The sequence below is a fragment of the Atopomonas hussainii genome, from assembly GCF_900109735.1.
Lineage (GTDB): Bacteria > Pseudomonadota > Gammaproteobacteria > Pseudomonadales > Pseudomonadaceae > Atopomonas > Atopomonas hussainii.
Window position 1 is genome coordinate 14750 of record NZ_FOAS01000017.1, and the last position, 16185, is coordinate 30934.

General features: G+C 59.4%; 16 protein-coding genes. 3 read left to right on the plus strand and 13 right to left on the minus strand.

Annotated elements, in window-relative coordinates; all coding sequences use genetic code 11:
• Window positions 1–82: 82 nt before the first annotated feature.
• On the plus strand, window positions 83–1099 hold the full coding sequence (locus BMX80_RS15390) for an AraC family transcriptional regulator (protein WP_074870224.1): 1017 nt from the start codon (window positions 83–85) through the stop codon (window positions 1097–1099).
• Here the strand turns inward: BMX80_RS15390 and BMX80_RS15395 are convergent.
• Together BMX80_RS15395 and BMX80_RS15400 are read right to left on the minus strand one after the other, a co-directional pair.
• On the minus strand, window positions 1072–2148 hold the full coding sequence (locus BMX80_RS15395; protein WP_071872776.1) for an AI-2E family transporter: 1077 nt from the start codon (window positions 2146–2148) through the stop codon (window positions 1072–1074). The two genes, BMX80_RS15390 and BMX80_RS15395, sit on opposite strands and share 28 nt — an antisense overlap.
• A 5-nt stretch (window positions 2149–2153) precedes the next feature.
• Window positions 2154–2417 (minus strand): sulfurtransferase TusA family protein, encoded by a 264-nt coding sequence (locus BMX80_RS15400; RefSeq protein WP_074870229.1) that lies wholly within the window; start codon window positions 2415–2417, stop codon window positions 2154–2156.
• 118 nt (window positions 2418–2535) lie between these two features.
• On the opposite strand from BMX80_RS15400, the gene BMX80_RS15405 reads away from it, so the two are divergent.
• Window positions 2536–3969, plus strand: coding sequence for a M48 family metalloprotease (locus BMX80_RS15405; protein WP_074870232.1), 1434 nt, complete (start codon window positions 2536–2538; stop codon window positions 3967–3969).
• A gap of 159 nt (window positions 3970–4128) precedes the next feature.
• On the opposite strand, the gene BMX80_RS15410 is transcribed toward BMX80_RS15405, so the two are convergent.
• The 5 genes from BMX80_RS15410 to BMX80_RS15430 form a co-directional block, all read right to left on the minus strand.
• On the minus strand, window positions 4129–5436 hold the full coding sequence (locus BMX80_RS15410; RefSeq protein ID WP_175474917.1) for an OprO/OprP family phosphate-selective porin: 1308 nt from the start codon (window positions 5434–5436) through the stop codon (window positions 4129–4131).
• A 236-nt stretch (window positions 5437–5672) separates the two neighbouring features.
• On the minus strand, window positions 5673–5903 hold the full coding sequence (locus BMX80_RS15415; RefSeq protein WP_074870235.1) for an anti-sigma factor family protein: 231 nt from the start codon (window positions 5901–5903) through the stop codon (window positions 5673–5675).
• Entirely contained in the window at window positions 5897–6508 is a 612-nt protein-coding gene (locus tag BMX80_RS15420; RefSeq protein ID WP_074870238.1) for an RNA polymerase sigma factor, read from the minus strand. Before BMX80_RS15420 ends, BMX80_RS15415 begins: the two co-directional genes overlap by 7 nt.
• A 126-nt stretch (window positions 6509–6634) precedes the next feature.
• A complete protein-coding gene (locus BMX80_RS15425; RefSeq protein WP_074870301.1) occupies window positions 6635–7756 on the minus strand; it encodes a beta-ketoacyl-ACP synthase III in 1122 nt (373 codons plus the stop codon).
• A 45-nt stretch (window positions 7757–7801) separates the two neighbouring features.
• Window positions 7802–8761 carry an alpha/beta fold hydrolase gene (locus BMX80_RS15430; RefSeq protein ID WP_083394348.1) on the minus strand — a complete coding sequence of 320 codons (960 nt, stop codon included), beginning with the start codon at window positions 8759–8761 and terminating at the stop codon, window positions 7802–7804.
• 156 nt (window positions 8762–8917) lie between these two features.
• On the opposite strand from BMX80_RS15430, the gene BMX80_RS15435 reads away from it, so the two are divergent.
• Window positions 8918–10507 (plus strand): ABC-F family ATPase, encoded by a 1590-nt coding sequence (locus tag BMX80_RS15435; protein ID WP_071872782.1) that lies wholly within the window; start codon window positions 8918–8920, stop codon window positions 10505–10507.
• Between the two features lie 21 nt (window positions 10508–10528).
• Here the strand turns inward: BMX80_RS15435 and BMX80_RS15440 are convergent, their stop codons facing one another.
• From BMX80_RS15440 to BMX80_RS15465, 6 genes are all read right to left on the minus strand, one after another.
• The gene (locus BMX80_RS15440; RefSeq protein ID WP_074870241.1) at window positions 10529–11446 is read right to left on the minus strand and encodes a hypothetical protein; all 918 of its coding nucleotides are present in this window, start codon (window positions 11444–11446) and stop codon (window positions 10529–10531) included.
• A 103-nt stretch (window positions 11447–11549) separates the two neighbouring features.
• A complete protein-coding gene (locus BMX80_RS15445) occupies window positions 11550–11777 on the minus strand; it encodes a hypothetical protein (protein ID WP_074870242.1) in 228 nt (75 codons plus the stop codon).
• A 56-nt stretch (window positions 11778–11833) separates the two neighbouring features.
• On the minus strand, window positions 11834–13720 hold the full coding sequence (gene speA, locus BMX80_RS15450; protein WP_074870246.1) for an arginine decarboxylase: 1887 nt from the start codon (window positions 13718–13720) through the stop codon (window positions 11834–11836).
• 286 nt (window positions 13721–14006) lie between these two features.
• Window positions 14007–14378, minus strand: coding sequence for a translation initiation factor Sui1 (locus BMX80_RS15455; protein WP_071871898.1), 372 nt, complete (start codon window positions 14376–14378; stop codon window positions 14007–14009).
• On the minus strand, window positions 14375–14923 hold the full coding sequence (locus tag BMX80_RS15460) for an NUDIX hydrolase (protein WP_074870247.1): 549 nt from the start codon (window positions 14921–14923) through the stop codon (window positions 14375–14377). Before BMX80_RS15460 ends, BMX80_RS15455 begins: the two co-directional genes overlap by 4 nt.
• Window positions 14923–15990, minus strand: a complete 1068-nt coding sequence (locus tag BMX80_RS15465) for a DUF2333 family protein (protein ID WP_074870250.1) — start codon at window positions 15988–15990, stop codon at window positions 14923–14925. Before BMX80_RS15465 ends, BMX80_RS15460 begins: the two co-directional genes overlap by 1 nt.
• Window positions 15991–16185 lie beyond the last annotated feature (195 nt).

The following is a 16185-nucleotide window of genomic DNA, read 5'->3' on the forward strand; positions in this document are numbered from 1 at the left end:
AAGCCTGTCTCCTGTTGGGTTAAATGAGCCCACAGGCTAAAACAGCGACGTGATCGGCACTTGTCAGGGAGGTTTGTAACGCATGTCAGTTTGGCCAAGCGCCCACTTGCAACAGCTAGCCAGCGCCACGCTGGATGGCCGCTACTTGCACACCCTCGTGGCACCAGCACACGCACTCGGCCTACCTGTGACGGCAGCGCTGCAACACACTGGGCTCAGCGAGCAGGCCTTACAGAGTCCGGTGAGTTTGCTGCGCGCGTGGCAACTGGTGGATTACTTTGACCGCCACGCCGAGCCCGGCTGGGCCTTTCGTTTAGGCCTGAGCATGCGCCCGGCCAGCGCTGGCGTGCTCGGTTATGTCTTGCTGGGTGCCGCCACGCTAGAGCAAGCGATTAACCGCTTGGTGCGTTACGAGCGCTGCGTGTGGGATATCGGCTTAAGTCAGTGGCAGGCCGCCAAGCAACGCTTAGTGTTTATGCCCACCCTTAGCCCACTACCACCGAGCCTGGCCGAGCTATGCCTCACCAGCTGGCTGGCCGTGGGCCGACTGTTAGCACCGCAAGCGCAGGCCAGAGCACTGTGCCTACGCCACACCCCAGCCATGCCCAGCAACGCGATAGAAAACCTGCTCGGCGTAACGCTTCGCACTGAGCAAGCCGATTACGCGCTAGAGCTGGCCGACGGGCATAGTCAGCTACCCCTACCGCTGGCCGATGATTTGCTCGAACAAAGTTTGCTACCGCAAGTGATCAACAAAGCGGCGCAGCAGCCGCATCTGCAAGCGATTCGCCAACGCATGGTGGCGGCCCTGCCCGAAGGCGCCGCGTTAGAGCAGGTGGCCGCGAGCTTAGAGCAAAGCCCACGGCAACTACGCCACATCTTGCATTTACATGGCCTGAGCTATCAGCACCTGCTGCAAGACTTACGACAAGCCTTGGCCGAGCACTACCTGCGGCAAACCGAGCTCAGCCTGACCGATATCAGCTTCTTATTAGGCTTTGCCGAGCAGAGCAGCTTTAGTCGCGCCTTTCGTCAATGGCACGGCTGCACTGCGCAGCACTATCGCGAGGCTTATTCAGCCTCGGCAGCCGTTTGCTGATCGAGCTGGCGCGGCCAGGCATACAGCACGGCTTTAAACAGCGTGGCCAATGGAATGGCGAAGAACACCCCCCAGAAGCCCCACAGGCCGCCAAATAACAGCACCGCGCAGATGATCGCCACCGGGTGCAAGTTCACCGCTTCCGAGAACAACAACGGCACCAATACGTTGCCATCCAGCGCTTGGATGATGCCGTAGACCACGATCATCCAAATAAACTGATCGCCCCAGCCCCACTGGAACAGGCCAATCAGCGCCACCGGCACCGTCACCACCACCGCACCGATATACGGCACCACCACCGACAAGCCCACCAACAGCGCCAGCAGCGCGGCGTAGTTAAGGCCAAAGGCGACGAAGCCCACGTAGGTCACACCGCCGACAATCACGATCTCGATGAATTTGCCGCGAATGTAGTTGGCGATTTGTTGGTTCATCTCCACCCACACGCGCTTCATCAAACCGCGCTGACGTGGCAGATAACCGGCAAACCAACGGCCCAGCGACTGGCGATCTTTCAGGAAGAAGAACACCAGAATCGGCACCAAGACCAGATAGATCATAGCGTTGACCAACATCGGCAAACTCGACAGCGAGAAGGTCAGTGCCAGCTGACCAAGCTGGCCGATTTCACCGCGCGCCGCCTCAAGGGCGCCGAGCACTTGGTCTTCAGTGAGCAAGGTTGGGTAACGCTCGGGCAATAGCAGCAACTGGGCTTGCAGCTCGGCAGTCATGCGTGGCAGTTCGTTAAACAAGGTGGTCAGCTGCCGCCCGGTGAGCGGTAACACCACCAGCAAGAACACCGTCAGCAAGGTCATAAACACCGCAAACACCGACCACACGGCAATCACATGCGGCACTTTGCGGCGCTCTAAAAAGCCCACCACGCCTTGCAGCAAAAAGGCCAGCACTAAGGCAATCAACACCGGCGCCAGCATGCCGCCCAAGGTGAGGATCACGGTAAAGCCCAGCGCCAGCATCACCGCCAGCACCACGGCCTCTTCGTCGGAGAAGTAGCGCTGCATCCAGTCGTTAATAATTTTCAGCATCGTGCTTAGGCCTTTTGTAGCCAGTAACAGAACAAGGTTTCATCGCGCTCGGCGCGGCGCAGAGTGTGTCCGGCGCGTTCGGCAAAGGCCTGAATATCGCGCCACGAGCCGGCATCGGTGGCCACTACCCTAAGCACCTGCCCGCTGAGCATCTGGCTTAACGCCAGCTTGGTTTTCAGTAGCGGCAAGGGGCAGGCCAAGCCGGCAGTATTGAGCGCCTGATCAAAGGCCTCGTTTTGCCACGCCGGCGGTAATTGCGGGGAACTCATGGGCAAAATCCTGGACAAAACAGCGCACAGGATAACCACAGCCACCCCACGCTGCTAGGCAGTAACTGGCCGACACGGCTAAAGTAGACCCGCGAATACATCGGAGGTTGCCCCCAACATGCGTTTTTTGCGTCCCACCCTGCTCGCCCTTGCCATCGCTTGCACGCCGGCCATTGCCTCGAACGATTTGCCGGGGCTGGGCGATGCTAGCTCCGGGCTGATTTCCCCCGAGCAGGAATATCAACTGGGCCGCGCATGGTTGAACATTGTTCGCGGGCAAATCCCTTCGCTGGATGACCCAATTCTTAAAGACTTCGTCGAGCGCAGCGTGTATCGGCTGTCTGAAAGCAGCCAGCTGAGCGATCGGCGCCTGGAGTTTGTGCTGCTCGACAGCAATCAACTGAACGCCTTCGCTGCCCCCGGCGGCATCATCGGCGTTAACGGCGGCTTGTTTTTATACGCCGAAACCGAAGCCGAATATGCCTCGGTGATGGCCCACGAATTGGCCCACTTGTCGCAGCGCCACTTTGCCCGCGGCCTGCAAGCACAGAAAAACATGCAGCTGCCGGTGATGGCCGCGATGCTCGCCGGCGTAGTGGCAGCCGCCGCTGGCGCTGCCGATGCCGGTATTGCCACGATTGCCTCGGCGCAGGCGGCGGCGATTCAAGAAAGTCGGCGCTTCTCGCGGCAGAACGAAGCCGAGGCCGACCGCATCGGCATTATCAACCTAGAGCGCGCAGGCTTCGACCCGCGCGGCATGCCGCAGATGTTCGAGCGTCTGATGCGCCAATACCGCTACAGCCGCGTACCACCGGAATTCTTACTCACTCACCCGGTGTCGGAATCGCGTATCGCCGACACCCGCAACCGCGCCGAGCAGTACCCCACTAAAGGGCGCATGGACTCCGTGACCTATCAGCTGGTGCGCGCCCGCGTACTGCTGCAATACGAAGAAACCCCGGGGCTGGCGCTTAAGCGTTTCCGCCTCATGCTGGAAGAAAATCCCCAGCACACGGCGGCCCGCTACGGCTTAGCCTTGGCGCAAAACAAAGGCGGCCAAGCCAACGAGGCCGAGAAAACCCTCGCCCCGCTGCTGCAAGAAAACCCCAACGATGTGTACTTCAATCTGGCCCAAGTGGACTTCGACCTAGCCCGCAACCGCACCGACGCCGCCGAGCAGCGCATTACCAGTCAGCTTAAGCTCAACCCGAATAACTTCCCGCTGAGCTTGGCCTTGGCCGAGCTACAACTGAAGAAAAACCAACCGGCCAGCGCCGAGCAAATCTTCGACAGCTTGCTCAAGCAACGCCCCAATGACCCGGATATCTGGTATTTACAGGCCGAAACCCGTGGCCTAGCCGGCAACATCATTGGCGTGCACCAAGCCCGTGCCGAGTACTTCACCTTGGTCGGGGACTACGACCAAGCCATCGAACAACTCGACTTCGCCAAGCGCCGCGCGCAAGATAACTTCGCCCTCGCCGCGCGCATCGACAATCGCCAGCAGCAGCTGATTGCCGAGCAACAAGCGATTCGCGAGATGATGCGCTAACCACACGCTAGTCCAACAGCCTCGCCTAACCCGCGAGGCTTTTTATTGCCCATAAAAAAGCCCCGCCAAACGGCGGGGCAACAGGAGCTTGATCGACGTGGAGCGCCGGATCAAAGCAGCACCGGGCATAACCACAATGCTCGGCGCTGTCACGCGGGGTTAGAACACGTATTGCAGACGACCGACGATGGCTTGGCCGTCGTCTTCGACCGAGTTACCGCCCACGGTTGCATTGGTGTTGATGTTACTGACTTCGTAATCGACGTAGTTCAAGCTCATCCGCACGGCTTTGGTGGGGAAGTAGTTAACGCCCAGAACAAACGCGCTGGTGTCGAAGTCATCGCTGGTGGAAGCGGCGGTCACGCCACCGATGATGTTGCTCGATACAGAAGCCACATCGCCATCGATGGTGCTGTCTTCGTAACGGGCGAAGATTTCAATGGCACCGGCTTCGGTCGGCTTATCCCACTTACCCACGCCCGGCTTGTAGCCGCGCACGCCACCAAACATGTAGCCGACTTGCGCGTAGTAGCCATCGACATCCACATCGGCGTCGGCGCCACCGGCGGTTTCGCCGCTGATGCTACGGCTGAAGATTTCCGCTTGCGCACGCAGACCACCGAACTGTGCGCCGGCTTCCAGCACCCACTCGCTGTCTTTGTCGGTCACGCGGGTATCGGTGAAGGTCAGACGATCATCGCCATCGCTACGCAGGCCCAAACGGGTACGCACACGGGCACGGTCATCGTCTGGGTTGTTGATGTGGTAGTTGGCGCCCAAGTGAATCACGTCGGTGCCATTCATATACGGGGCAAAATTGGCACGCATGGTGTAGCCGAACGACTCGTCGTTGCGGTCATCGCCGTCGTTGTATTCGGTTTCGTAGTTGGCAACCATCGCCATCACGCCGTAGTTGTCGCCTTCATGCTTGGCGGCAACACCGAACCTAGTATCTTCGTCACCGTTTAAGTAGTCGTACATAAACGGACGTTCGATGCCGGTAATCCATGACGAGCTGGTGGTGTTTTCCAGGCCATACTCGCCACCGAAGCGGCCGATGGTGAACTCAACCACATCCAGACCAGCGTAGGTCAGGTAAGCGTCGGTGAACTCAGTACCGTCGTCGTCGCTGCCGTCGTGTTGCAGGGTGAAACCGTAGCCCCAGTTCTTGTACGCCACGCCTTCCAAAGACAGCTCAGCACGGCGGATGTACGTGTTGAAGGTGCTGTCAAACGTGTCGTCTTCAGCGGCGGCGCGCAGGCCGTCAAACTGGTTTGCGTCCCACTGCAACTTGCCGCCCAGCTTGAAGCTGAACTGCTTGTCGGTGGTGGCCACTTCCAGGCCGCTCTTGGTGTTGATAACGATGTCAGCGCCATCGGTGGTCACGGTGCCGGCCAGCGCTTGGGCGCTCACGGCAAGCGCCAGAGCGCTAACAGCAAAACCGGTGAAATGCTTGCGCATAGTCATGAAGGGTTCCCCTTTTCACTTTTGTGTGTGCAGAAACAACGCCGGGGCAGTCCGTGCGTGTTGGGGGGAATACTGGCCAGCAGCGATGACGGAAACGCTGCACTTAGAGGAAATTTAAATTTAAGAACAGTGGCTTATTTCTTTCTGGCATTAGCCATTCATCATTTTGCCACCACCCTGCAACAGGCATAAAAAAGCCCCGAACAGGTCGGGGCTTGTAGCGCGCTGCGTTAGCGTTAGGGCTGCTTATGACGCTCGGCCAACTGCTTGGCCAGCTCATCGAGCTGGGTATCCAGTGGCTCGGGGTATTCACGAATCACCGCTTGGCTTAAGCGCAGTTGATGAATAAAGCGCCGGCAATGACGGCACATCAGCAGGTGCACGCGCACCGATAGCTGCTCGCCAAAGCCTAAATCTTTATCCAGATACAGGCTGGCTTGCTCGGCTAATTCTTTACAGGTCAGCATTGGCCAGTCTCCTCAAAATGTTCCAGTGTCGCGAACACCTTTAATCGCGCCCGATGCAGCAAAACGCGCACATTGGATGCGGAGATATCCAGCAAGTTACAGATTTCATCCAGTTCTAGACCTTGCCGCTCGCGTAGCATGAGCACGGATTTCTGCACCTCGTTGAGGCTAGCGAGGGTTTTGTCCAAGCATTCGCGCAGCTCTTGTTGGCTGAGCAAAGCCTCGGGAGTGTCTTGCTCCCAGTTTTGCGGCGGTTTGCTCCAGTGGCCGTCTTCGGCGTAGCGCTGATCGGGGTTGAAGTCATGGCCGCCGGGCAGGCTGTCCAGCGATACCTCACGCTTGATCTGCCTAAGTTTGCTCTTGGCGGTGTTGGCAGTGATGGTTAACAGCCAGGTTTTAAGGCTCGCACGACCTTCAAATTTGGCCAAGTTACGCACCACGGCAAGCCACGCGTCTTGCACGATTTCATCGGCATGACTGGCGCCGACAATGGCATAGGCCACGGCGCGCATGGGGCTTTGATAGGTTTTGACTAACTCGGTAAAGGCACGCTGCTCACCACCGAGCAGGCGCTTGATTAAACGGTCGTCGGCCTCGTAAGGCATATCCGTCTCCTTCTGCTTGCAGCAAGGATGGGCGACGTTAGCAGCAGACTCAAGCAAAAAAGGCGAGCCGCTAATGCGAGTCGCCTTTTTAAAACAGCTAGATCCGCTAACGTAAGCCGTTCGGCCTTAGCGCTTGCGCACAATCACCGAGCCAATCGAGTAACCCGCGCCGAAGGAGCAGATCACCCCGAGGCTACCTGTAGGCAGGTCGTCTTGGTATTTGTGGAAAGCGATGATCGAGCCGGCCGAGCTGGTGTTGGCGTACTCGTCCAAAATCACCGGTGCTTCGTCGCCCTCTGGATCGCGGCCCAGCACTTTGCGCGCGATCAGCTGGTTCATGCTGAGGTTGGCTTGGTGCAGCCAGAAGCGCTTCACGTCACTGGCGGCCAAGTGGTTCTGCGCCAAGTGCCCGCTGATCAGTTCGGCCGCCATCGGGCAAACATCCTTAAACACCTTGCGGCCCTGCTGCACGAACAGCTTGTCGGCGGCCAGCGGATCGCCATCGGCGCAGCGATTCAAGAAACCGAAGTTGTTGCGGATGTTATTGGAGAAATGCGTTTTCAACTTGCTGCCCAGCACATCGAACTGGTGCTTAGAGGTGGCCATATCGGCGCGTTCGACCAGCACGGCGGTGGCCGCATCGCCAAAAATAAAGTGGCTGTCGCGGTCGCAGAAGTTCAGGTGCGCGGTACAGATCTCGGGGCTGACCACCAGCACGCTGCGCGCTTGGCCCAGCTGCACACTGTTGATCGCCGCCTGCAGGCCGAAGGTGGCTGACGAACACGCCACGTTCATGTCGTAGGCAAAGCCTTCGATACCCAGCGCCGCTTGCACTTCAATCGACACCGCCGGATAAGCACGCTGCAGATTCGAGCACGCGACGATCACGCCATCGACATCCGCCACGGTGCGGCCAGCGCGCTCTAGCGCTTGCTTACAGGCCTCGACGCCCATTTCGGCCAAGATGCCGACGTCGTCGTTACTGCGTTCGGCCAAGAAAGGGCGCATGCGTTTGGGGTCGAGAATGCCTTCTTTATTCAGCACATAGCGGGCTTTGATGCCCGAGGCTTTTTCGATGAATTCGGCACTGGAGGGTTGCAGCGCGGCGACTTCGCCGGCTTCGATAGCGGCGGCGTTGTCGGCATTAAACAGCTCAACGTAGGCGTTGAACGCTGTCACCAGTTCTTCATTGGAGATGCTGTACGGTGGGGTAAACAGGCCCGTTCCGCTAATAACGACTTGATGCACAGGCATTCCTCTTAATTCGGTAGGGCCCGATGCGGGCCGCATTATTTATTTGTCGAAACGCTGCGTCATCCAGTCACACAGCATAGGAAAATGATCCACCTGCGCCTGCGGGTGAGTCAGCAAATCATTGTGGCCGTAGTCGCGCGAGCAACCGGCGCTTTTGCCCAGCAGCACAATTTGCGCATCGTGCGGGCCTAGCTCGCGGGCGAAGGCACGCACATCGGCCAAACGGCCTAACAGGCGATCCTTACTGCCGGCAAAATACAGGCTCGGTAACCAAGCTTTACTGCGCGCCGCGTGGGCATAGTCGAAGCCATCGGTTATGTCAGCCCACGGCTCGCCGCGCATCCAGCGCACGTTATCGGCATGCAGACTGGGCGGTTCATCCACCACACCTACACCCATGGCCTTGGCCGGCACGCGCTTAAGCCATTTGGCAGCTAAGCGGCCCATTCTATCCCAGAGCAGATCAATCAACAGCCGCTTGGCCGGACTACCACCGGCTATGACCCGTTTAGCGGCAAAGTGTGCCAAGCCGGTCACGTGCTCGCGCCACTCTGGATACCGCGCCAAACAACTGGCCGCCAGCACCCCACCCCATGAGTGGCTGATGATAAATAGCGGCAAATCCGGGTGTTCGGCGCGCAGCTGGGTAAGCAGCGCGGGGATATCATCCGTCACCGCCTGATGCTGCGAATAATCGAGCCCCGGCGCCAAGGCCGGCTCACTGCGGCCACGCAACCGTAAATCAGGGCTGTGGCAAAGCACGCCGCGTTCAGCCAAAAACGGCGCTAAACCTTTGCCACTTTGGCTGTAGAAAATCCGCCCGTCTTCCACCATGCCATGCAGCAGCAGCGCCAGCGCGCGCGGCTGTTCTGGCACATGCGCCTGCACAAACAAGCGCCCGCCGTCGCCACAGGGCAACCAGCGCTCGGCGCTGTGCCACGGGGCAAGGCTAGGTTCGGCGGTGGAATCCGTAAAAAGCAGCTCGGCGTCGAAGGACATGGATGGCTCAATGCAATTAACCGCCCCGATGGTTAACCCTTGCCCGATACAGGTCAAGCCATACCCTTGATCGGCGCAGCGGCATGCGCTGCGTGTCACAGCGCGCGTCAGGGGCTACAATCGCGCCCTTTTGTCGCTACCACGAAGGGTTTGCCCGTGCTCGCCACCGCCAATATCACCATGCAGTTTGGCCCTAAGCCGCTGTTCGAAAACGTTTCCGTTAAGTTCGGCAACGGCAACCGCTACGGCCTGATCGGCGCCAATGGCTGTGGCAAATCGACCTTTATGAAGATCTTAGGCGGCGAGCTAGAGCCCTCCGGCGGCCAAGTCATGCGCGAAGCCAACAGCCGCCTAGGTAAGCTGCGCCAAGACCAGTTCGCCTATGAAACCTTTAGCGTGATCGACACCGTGATCATGGGCCACACCGAACTGTGGAAGGTTAAAGCCGAACGCGACCGCATCTATTCACTGCCGGAAATGAGCGAAGCCGACGGCATGGCCGTGGCCGAGCTGGAAGTGCTGTTCGCCGAAATGGACGGCTACACCGCCGAATCGCGCGCTGGTGAATTACTGCTCGGCCTCGGCATTCCGCTGGAGCAACACTTCGGCCCGATGAGCGCCGTGGCCCCGGGTTGGAAGCTGCGCGTCTTGCTTGCGCAAGCCCTGTTCTCTGACCCCGATGTACTGCTGCTCGACGAACCTACCAACCACTTGGACATCAACACCATCCGCTGGCTGGAAGGCGTGCTCACCGCGCGTAGCAGCACCATGATCATCATTTCCCACGACCGCCACTTCTTAAACAGCGTGTGCACGCACATGGCGGACTTGGATTACGGTGAGCTGCGCCTGTTCCCCGGCAACTACGACGAATACATGACCGCCGCCACCCAAGTGCGCGAACGTCTGCTGGCCGACAACGCCAAAAAGAAAGCGCAAATTGCCGAGCTGCAACAGTTCGTCAGCCGCTTCTCAGCCAACGCCTCCAAGGCCAAACAGGCCACCAGCCGCGCAAGGCAGATCGACAAGATTCAGCTCGAAGAGGTCAAACCTTCTAGCCGCGTGAGCCCGTTTATTCGCTTTGAGCAGCACAAAAAACTGCACCGCCAAGCGGTGACGCTAGACAAAGTTAGCCAAGGCTACGACGGCACGCCGCTGTTCAAGAATTTCAGCCTGCAAGTAGAAGCCGGCGAACGCATCGCCATCATCGGCCCCAACGGCATCGGCAAAACCACCCTGCTGCGCACCTTGGCCGGTGAAATGCCACCGATGAGCGGCGAAGTGAAATGGACCGACAGCGCCGAGGTCGGCCACTTCGCCCAAGACCACGCCGACGATTTTGCCGACGATGTCACCCTGTTCGACTGGATGGCGCAGTGGACTCAAGGCGGCGAGCAACTGGTGCGCGGCACCCTCGGCCGCATGCTGTTCTCCAACGACGACATTAAAAAGTCGGTGAAGGTGATTTCCGGTGGTGAGCAAGGCCGCATGTTGTTCGGCAAACTCATCCTGCAGCGCCCCAATGTGCTGCTGATGGACGAACCGACCAACCACTTGGACATGGAATCCATCGAGGCGCTGAACTTGGCGCTAGAAAACTACCCCGGCACGCTGATCTTCGTCAGCCACGACCGTGAGTTTGTCTCCTCGCTGGCGACGCGGATTATTGAACTGTCCGACAGCGGCATCACCGACTTCTCGGGTAGTTATGATGATTACCTGCGTAGTCAGGGGGTTGAACTGTAACAGCGGTGCCGCGCGCCGCGCCTACTCAGGCGCGACGCAGCCCAAGGTCAGTTCCAAGGGCGCATTAGGGTAGCTGCCGCTGATAAATGCGGGGCTGCACTGTACCGGCGGCAAGGTGCTGAGGTATTCGGGGGCCGGCTGCGCCTGCAGCAGCCCCTGCGGCAGCAGACCCAGCGCTTGAGTGGCTCCGGGCTCCAAGCGTAACGGATTGCCGTCGATGCTACCGACCACCGTAAAGCGGTTTGGGTTACGCACGCGTAATACCCGTAACCGCGGTGACGCATCCGGGAACATCATTTCCAAGCGACTGCTTGGCCAACTGGCGCTACCGCGGCATTCGTAGGCATTGGCCGCCGTGCGCAGCAACTCGGGGTCAACCACTTCGACCCGTGCATTCAAGTCGATGCGTCCCAGCCACTCTGGGTGCCCGGCGCGATTGCCTTCCGGGTCCGCCACTTCACTGCGAAAGGCGATATCGCTGTTCTCCTGCACCACAAAGGTCAACTCACCGCGATGCTCGGCGATATCCTCGCCGCCGGCCAGTGGTGGCGTCGGCGCCGGGGTGACGGCAATGCGCGCGCTCAGGTCGGGCTGGCACCCCTGATTGCTAGGTGCGGCACACTCGCTACGCCGCTCGGCGGCATTGCTGATCGCCGAACACAAATTGCAGTAGTTATCCAGACACGCACTGCCACCAATCGGGCAGTCCCGACTGGAACTGCAGCTCTGCAAGGCGGGAGTATTGCCGTTGGGGAAACGGCAGAAGCTAGGGTGATGCGGGCGTTGCGTATCCCAACGAATGACCACCGTGTCACCGGGACAGGCCAGCGCCGGACTAGCGCTCAGCTCGCCACCGGGCATACCGGCCAAGCCGGAGCGGTCCAAGCTACATGCGCTCAGCACGCACACACTGCACAGTAACAAGAGATACGTTTTCATGACGGAGCCTCCCTGCCAACGATGCCTTGTTAAGGCATAGTAGCCCCGCCGCCCAATGCAAAGTACGACCGACCAACGGCGCGCTTCGCAGCATCAAGGGAACTTACTGTCCCGCTTTCGCCTTGATCAGCTGGCGCAGCATGGACGCCAACGCCGGCAGCATCAAGGCCAAACCAACACCCACCAAAATAGGACCCAGCGGCTCGATACGCAGTGCTTGCGGTACCAGCTCGACAGCGGCGAACCATTCCGCCAGGCCAACGCCCAGCAGCACAGTGCCGATGCCATCGAGCAGCAAGAAAAACCAGGGAAAGCGTAAAGTCTGGGCCATATTAGGTCTCCCATAAAAAAACGGCGCTAACCGATAGCGCCGTTTGGTTGCTGGTATTAACCCACTTCGTGGGCCAGGTAGGACGAGCGCGTGAGGCCCAAGCGCAGGGCGTCGATAAACTGTTCGCGCTCTTGGCGGGTCAGTTCGGCGCGTGCCACTTTGTCGCGGTAGCGGGTCATCAGGCCTTCGGGCGACAGGTGCACGTAACGCAGCATGTCTTCAATGGTGTCGTGGGTTTCGATGCCGCCGTGGTACACGCTGCCATCGTCGCGCTGGAACACGTTAACCGAGTCGGTATCGCCGAACAGGTTGTGCATATCGCCCAAAATTTCTTGATAGGCACCGACCAAGAAGATACCCAAGAAGTAACGCTCACCGGCTTTTAGGCGGTGCACAGGCAAGGTGGTTTCGATGCTTTGCTGGTCCACGTACTGGCGAATCTTGCCGTCGGAGTCGCAGGTTAAGTCTTGCAACACGGCGCGACGGCTCGGCTCCTCTTCTAAGCGCGCCAAGGGCAGAATCGGCAGAATTTGCCCGATAGCCCAAGTATCCGGCAGGCTCTGGAACACCGAGAAGTTACAGATGTACTTGTCGGCCAGTTTGTCGTTCAGTTCATCCAGCACTGCGCGGTGCGAACGCTGCTGGGCTTTGAGCATGCGGTACAGGCGGCGGCACAGGGCAAAGTAGCACTGCTCAGCCAAGGCTTTATCGGTGAGGCTGACCTTGCCTTGCGCGTATTGGCTGGCCACGTCGCTTAAGTAGTGGGTGGCGCGCCAATAGGTTTCGGTGACCATCTCCGGGTCGGTTTCGCCAAGTAGCTCGAACAGGTAGCCGACGCTCTCGGGCAGTTGGCTGGCGTCATCAACCTGCGGCACTTGGTCGTCGTGCCACTCGGCATCGGTGACTTCCACCACCAGTACGGCGTGGTGCGCGGTCATCGCCCGGCCACTTTCGGAGAAAATGCGCGGGTGTGGCAGCTCGTGCTCGTCGCAGAACTCTTTGAGCATGCTGACGATGGTCGCCGCATAGTCGTCCATGTCGTAGTTGATCGAGCTGGCGTTGCGCGAGTGGGTGCCGTCGTAATCGACCCCTAAACCACCGCCGACGTCGATGTTTTCCACCGGCAGGCCAAGACCGCGCAACTCGCCAAAATAACGAATCGCCTCGCGGAAGCCTTGGCGGTAGTCCGACAAATTGGCGATTTGCGAGCCCATGTGGAAGTGCAGCAGGCGCACGCTTTCACTTAAGCCGGCCTGCTGAAACTGCGCGACGACACGCAGCAACTGCGCGGCCGACAAGCCAAACTTGGACTTCTCACCGCCGGTATCGGCCCACTTGCTGGAGGCCAGCGATGACAGGCGCACGCGTAAACCCACGCGCGGAATCACGCCCATGCGCTTGGCTTCTTCGATCACCAAGCGCACTTCGGTTTCTTTTTCGATGATGATGAAGACTTCGTGGCCGAGCTTCTGGCCCATCAAGGCCAAACGCACGAACTCGCGGTCTTTGTAGCCATTGCAGGCAATCGTGCTGCCCTGCGGCGCCAGCGCCAGCACGGCCATCAGCTCGGGCTTGGAGCCAGCCTCAAGGCCGACCGAGACTTGTGTGGCGATCAGATTCTCGATCACCGGCTCTTGCTGGTTGACCTTGATCGGGTACAGCGCGGTGTAGCGGTTGCCGTACTCCAAGCGCTCGATATTGCGGTCGAAGGCTTCGGTAAGCTGACGCAGACGTCCTTGCAGAATGTCCGGGAAACGGATCAACAGCGGCAAACCGACACCGGCTTGCTCAAGCTGGCCAACCAACTCTGGCAGATTGATCGAATGTTCGGCATTTTTCAGCGGCCTGACTTCCACATGGCCCGCCGGATTGATATCGAAATACCCGTCACCCCAGTGACGAATGCCATACATGCTGCGGCTTTGTGCCACGGTCCAGGACATAGGAGTCTGTTGTACCTCGTGCTTAACAATGAAGGCCGGCAGCGCCGGGTGAAGCGCGCAGCATGCCTACTGCGCCAGCCACATACCTTAGTGTAGGCGGCTATTTTTTGCAGATATAGGACAGCGCGCCATACACAGCCGCCTTGGAGGCGCTGATTTCATCGGCGCACGACGCAAGCACAAGGCGCCCGGAGTACAGCAATCTAGCCATACCGTTTGATAGGCGAGGTTGCCAGCACCGCGTCACGCAGTGATTGCCCAGTGCAGCCATTAAAGCAGTGTCTCCTTAACCGCCGCTGCGTTTGGCTTTAAAGCCTTGTTTGCTGAGTTCCGCGAGCAGAGTCTCCACATGCTCGCCTTGAATTTCGATCACCCCGTCTTTCAGGGTGCCACCGGTGCCACAACGCTTTTTCAGGCTAGCCGCTAGGGCTTTCAGCTCATCACCCACTAACGGCACGCCACTGACCGAGGTGACTGTTTTACCGCCACGGCCTTTGGTTTCGCGGCGCACGCGCACCACGCCATCCCCCACCGGCAGGCTGGCTTGCTGGCAGGTACAGGCGGCTTTGGGCTGACTACAACCGGGGCAGCACTCGCCTTTGTCGGTGGAATACACCAAGCCACCCAAATCACTTAACGAGAGTTTTTTCTTCATCACGACACACGGGTATTAGCAGACTGATAAAGCGCCCAAGCCTGCAGCGAGTCTGGGCAATAGCGGTGTTGTTGTTGATGCGCTGCGAGCGCGGCAGGGCTTAACCAAGCGACGCGCTGAATCTCTTCGGCCTGCGGGGTGATGACGCCATCCCAACAGGCGGAATACACCGCGCACCACAGGCGATTGTCATGCTGATCGAAGAGGAACCGTCCGTGCTCGGTGAGCGGCACACCATGCACGCCCAGCTCTTCGGCCAACTCGCGCTCTGCAGCAGCCCGATAGGCTTCGCCAGCATCCACCATGCCGCCGGCGGCCAAGTCCCAGTAAGCCGGGTACACGGCCTTGGCGGCGCTGCGCTGATGCACACACAGCTCGCCACGGCTATTGAACAACAAAATAAACGTGCCCCGACCGATCAGGCGCCGCTCGCGTAGCTCGGCGCGCGGTAAGGCGCCGAGCAGTTGGTCGCGCTCATCGACCCAAGCAATCAACTCAGCATCCGAGCGCGCCCGATGCGCACGCTCGGCCGCGGAGCCTTCGCTCATCAACCTTGCTCCAGCAACTGGCGCAGGTCGATGATCGCCGCATTGGCGCGCGAGATGTAGTTGGCCATCACCAGCGAATGATTCGCCAACACACCGAAGCCTTCACCATTGAGAACGATGGGGCTCCACAGCGGGTCTTGGGTGGCTTCCAGCTCGCGAATGATCTGCTGCACGCTGACCAAAGCGTTTTTCTTTTCCAGCACGTCGGCAAAGTCATGCTCAATGGCGCGCAGGAAGTGCACCAGCGCCCAGGCTTGGCCGCGCGCCTCATAGAACACATCATCCAGCTGCAGCCAAGGGGTTTTCACCACTTCGGCACTGGCCTTGGGGGTGGCACCTTTAGCGGCGCTGTCACCGGCCAAGTCGGTATTCAGGCGCACACGCCCAACGCTGGCCGACAAGCGCTGTGACAGCGAACCCAAGCGGGTTTCTACGTCGCCCAGCCAATTGCGCAGGTTGTCGGCACGGGCATAAAACTGTGCATCCGGCTTGTTCGAATCGCTCAGGCGCTGCGCGTAGCGATTGAGGTATTTCAGCGCGTCGCGGTATTCGGTCTCGCTGGCCGGCAAGGCCCAACTGCGGTGGTCGAAGTTCATCCGCGGCTCGGCTTGGGCCAGATCACGGTCTTCGGTGGACTGGGTTTGCGAGCGGGAGAAATCTTTCCGCAGGGCGCGGGTGAGGTCGCGGGTTTGCACCAGCACGCCAAACTCCCAGCTGGGCATGTTGTCCAGCCACAAGCCCGGGGGGAATTTATCGTTGCTCAGGTAACCGCCCGGCTTATCCAGCAAGGTGGTGGCCACGCGGCTTAAGGTGCTGACGGTGGTGTAGCCAGTGACGAGGCTCTGGTTGTGCTCTTCCAAGTCACGCTGCACTTGCTCACGCACCGGGAACAGATCCGGTTCTTGGCTCCAGTACCAGCCCACCAGCGTGGCGGCCAACAGGTAGATCAGCACCAGCGCTGCCAGCACTTTGCTCCACAAGGGGCCGCCGAAGTAGCTCTTCACGTCGTCGACGGTGTCGCCCATGCGGGCCTTGAGCTCATCTCCACGGTCTTTCCAGTTCTGCATTGAAATTGTCCTTAGGGTTCTTCTCTCACTAGCAAGCCAGCGCATTTCACCGGGCAAAACCGTCCAATCGTCGGGTCAGGTGTTTCACCCAAGGCAAGCGGCAATACTTCACAGCAGCCACGCAGCGCGCCTGCGACAATGCGTTCAACTATACGTCTTGCCCGGCGTTGACAGCAAAAGCACATTAACGACAAG

Bases quoted from the DNA above. Each gene is read 5' to 3' on its own strand.
- BMX80_RS15390 (WP_074870224.1), top strand. From the start codon at position 83: ATGTCAGTTTGGCCAAGCGCCCACTTGCAACAGCTAGCCAGCGCCACG.
- BMX80_RS15395 (WP_071872776.1), bottom strand. From the start codon at position 2,148: ATGCTGAAAATTATTAACGACTGGATGCAGCGCTACTTCTCCGACGAA.
- BMX80_RS15400 (WP_074870229.1), bottom strand. From the start codon at position 2,417: ATGAGTTCCCCGCAATTACCGCCGGCGTGGCAAAACGAGGCCTTTGAT.
- BMX80_RS15405 (WP_074870232.1), top strand. From the start codon at position 2,536: ATGCGTTTTTTGCGTCCCACCCTGCTCGCCCTTGCCATCGCTTGCACG.
- BMX80_RS15410 (WP_175474917.1), bottom strand. From the start codon at position 5,436: ATGACTATGCGCAAGCATTTCACCGGTTTTGCTGTTAGCGCTCTGGCG.
- BMX80_RS15415 (WP_074870235.1), bottom strand. From the start codon at position 5,903: ATGCTGACCTGTAAAGAATTAGCCGAGCAAGCCAGCCTGTATCTGGAT.
- BMX80_RS15420 (WP_074870238.1), bottom strand. From the start codon at position 6,508: ATGCCTTACGAGGCCGACGACCGTTTAATCAAGCGCCTGCTCGGTGGT.
- BMX80_RS15430 (WP_083394348.1), bottom strand. From the start codon at position 8,761: ATGTCCTTCGACGCCGAGCTGCTTTTTACGGATTCCACCGCCGAACCT.
- BMX80_RS15440 (WP_074870241.1), bottom strand. From the start codon at position 11,446: ATGAAAACGTATCTCTTGTTACTGTGCAGTGTGTGCGTGCTGAGCGCA.
- BMX80_RS15445 (WP_074870242.1), bottom strand. From the start codon at position 11,777: ATGGCCCAGACTTTACGCTTTCCCTGGTTTTTCTTGCTGCTCGATGGC.
- speA (WP_074870246.1), bottom strand. From the start codon at position 13,720: ATGTCCTGGACCGTGGCACAAAGCCGCAGCATGTATGGCATTCGTCAC.
- BMX80_RS15460 (WP_074870247.1), bottom strand. From the start codon at position 14,923: ATGAGCGAAGGCTCCGCGGCCGAGCGTGCGCATCGGGCGCGCTCGGAT.
- BMX80_RS15465 (WP_074870250.1), bottom strand. From the start codon at position 15,990: ATGCAGAACTGGAAAGACCGTGGAGATGAGCTCAAGGCCCGCATGGGC.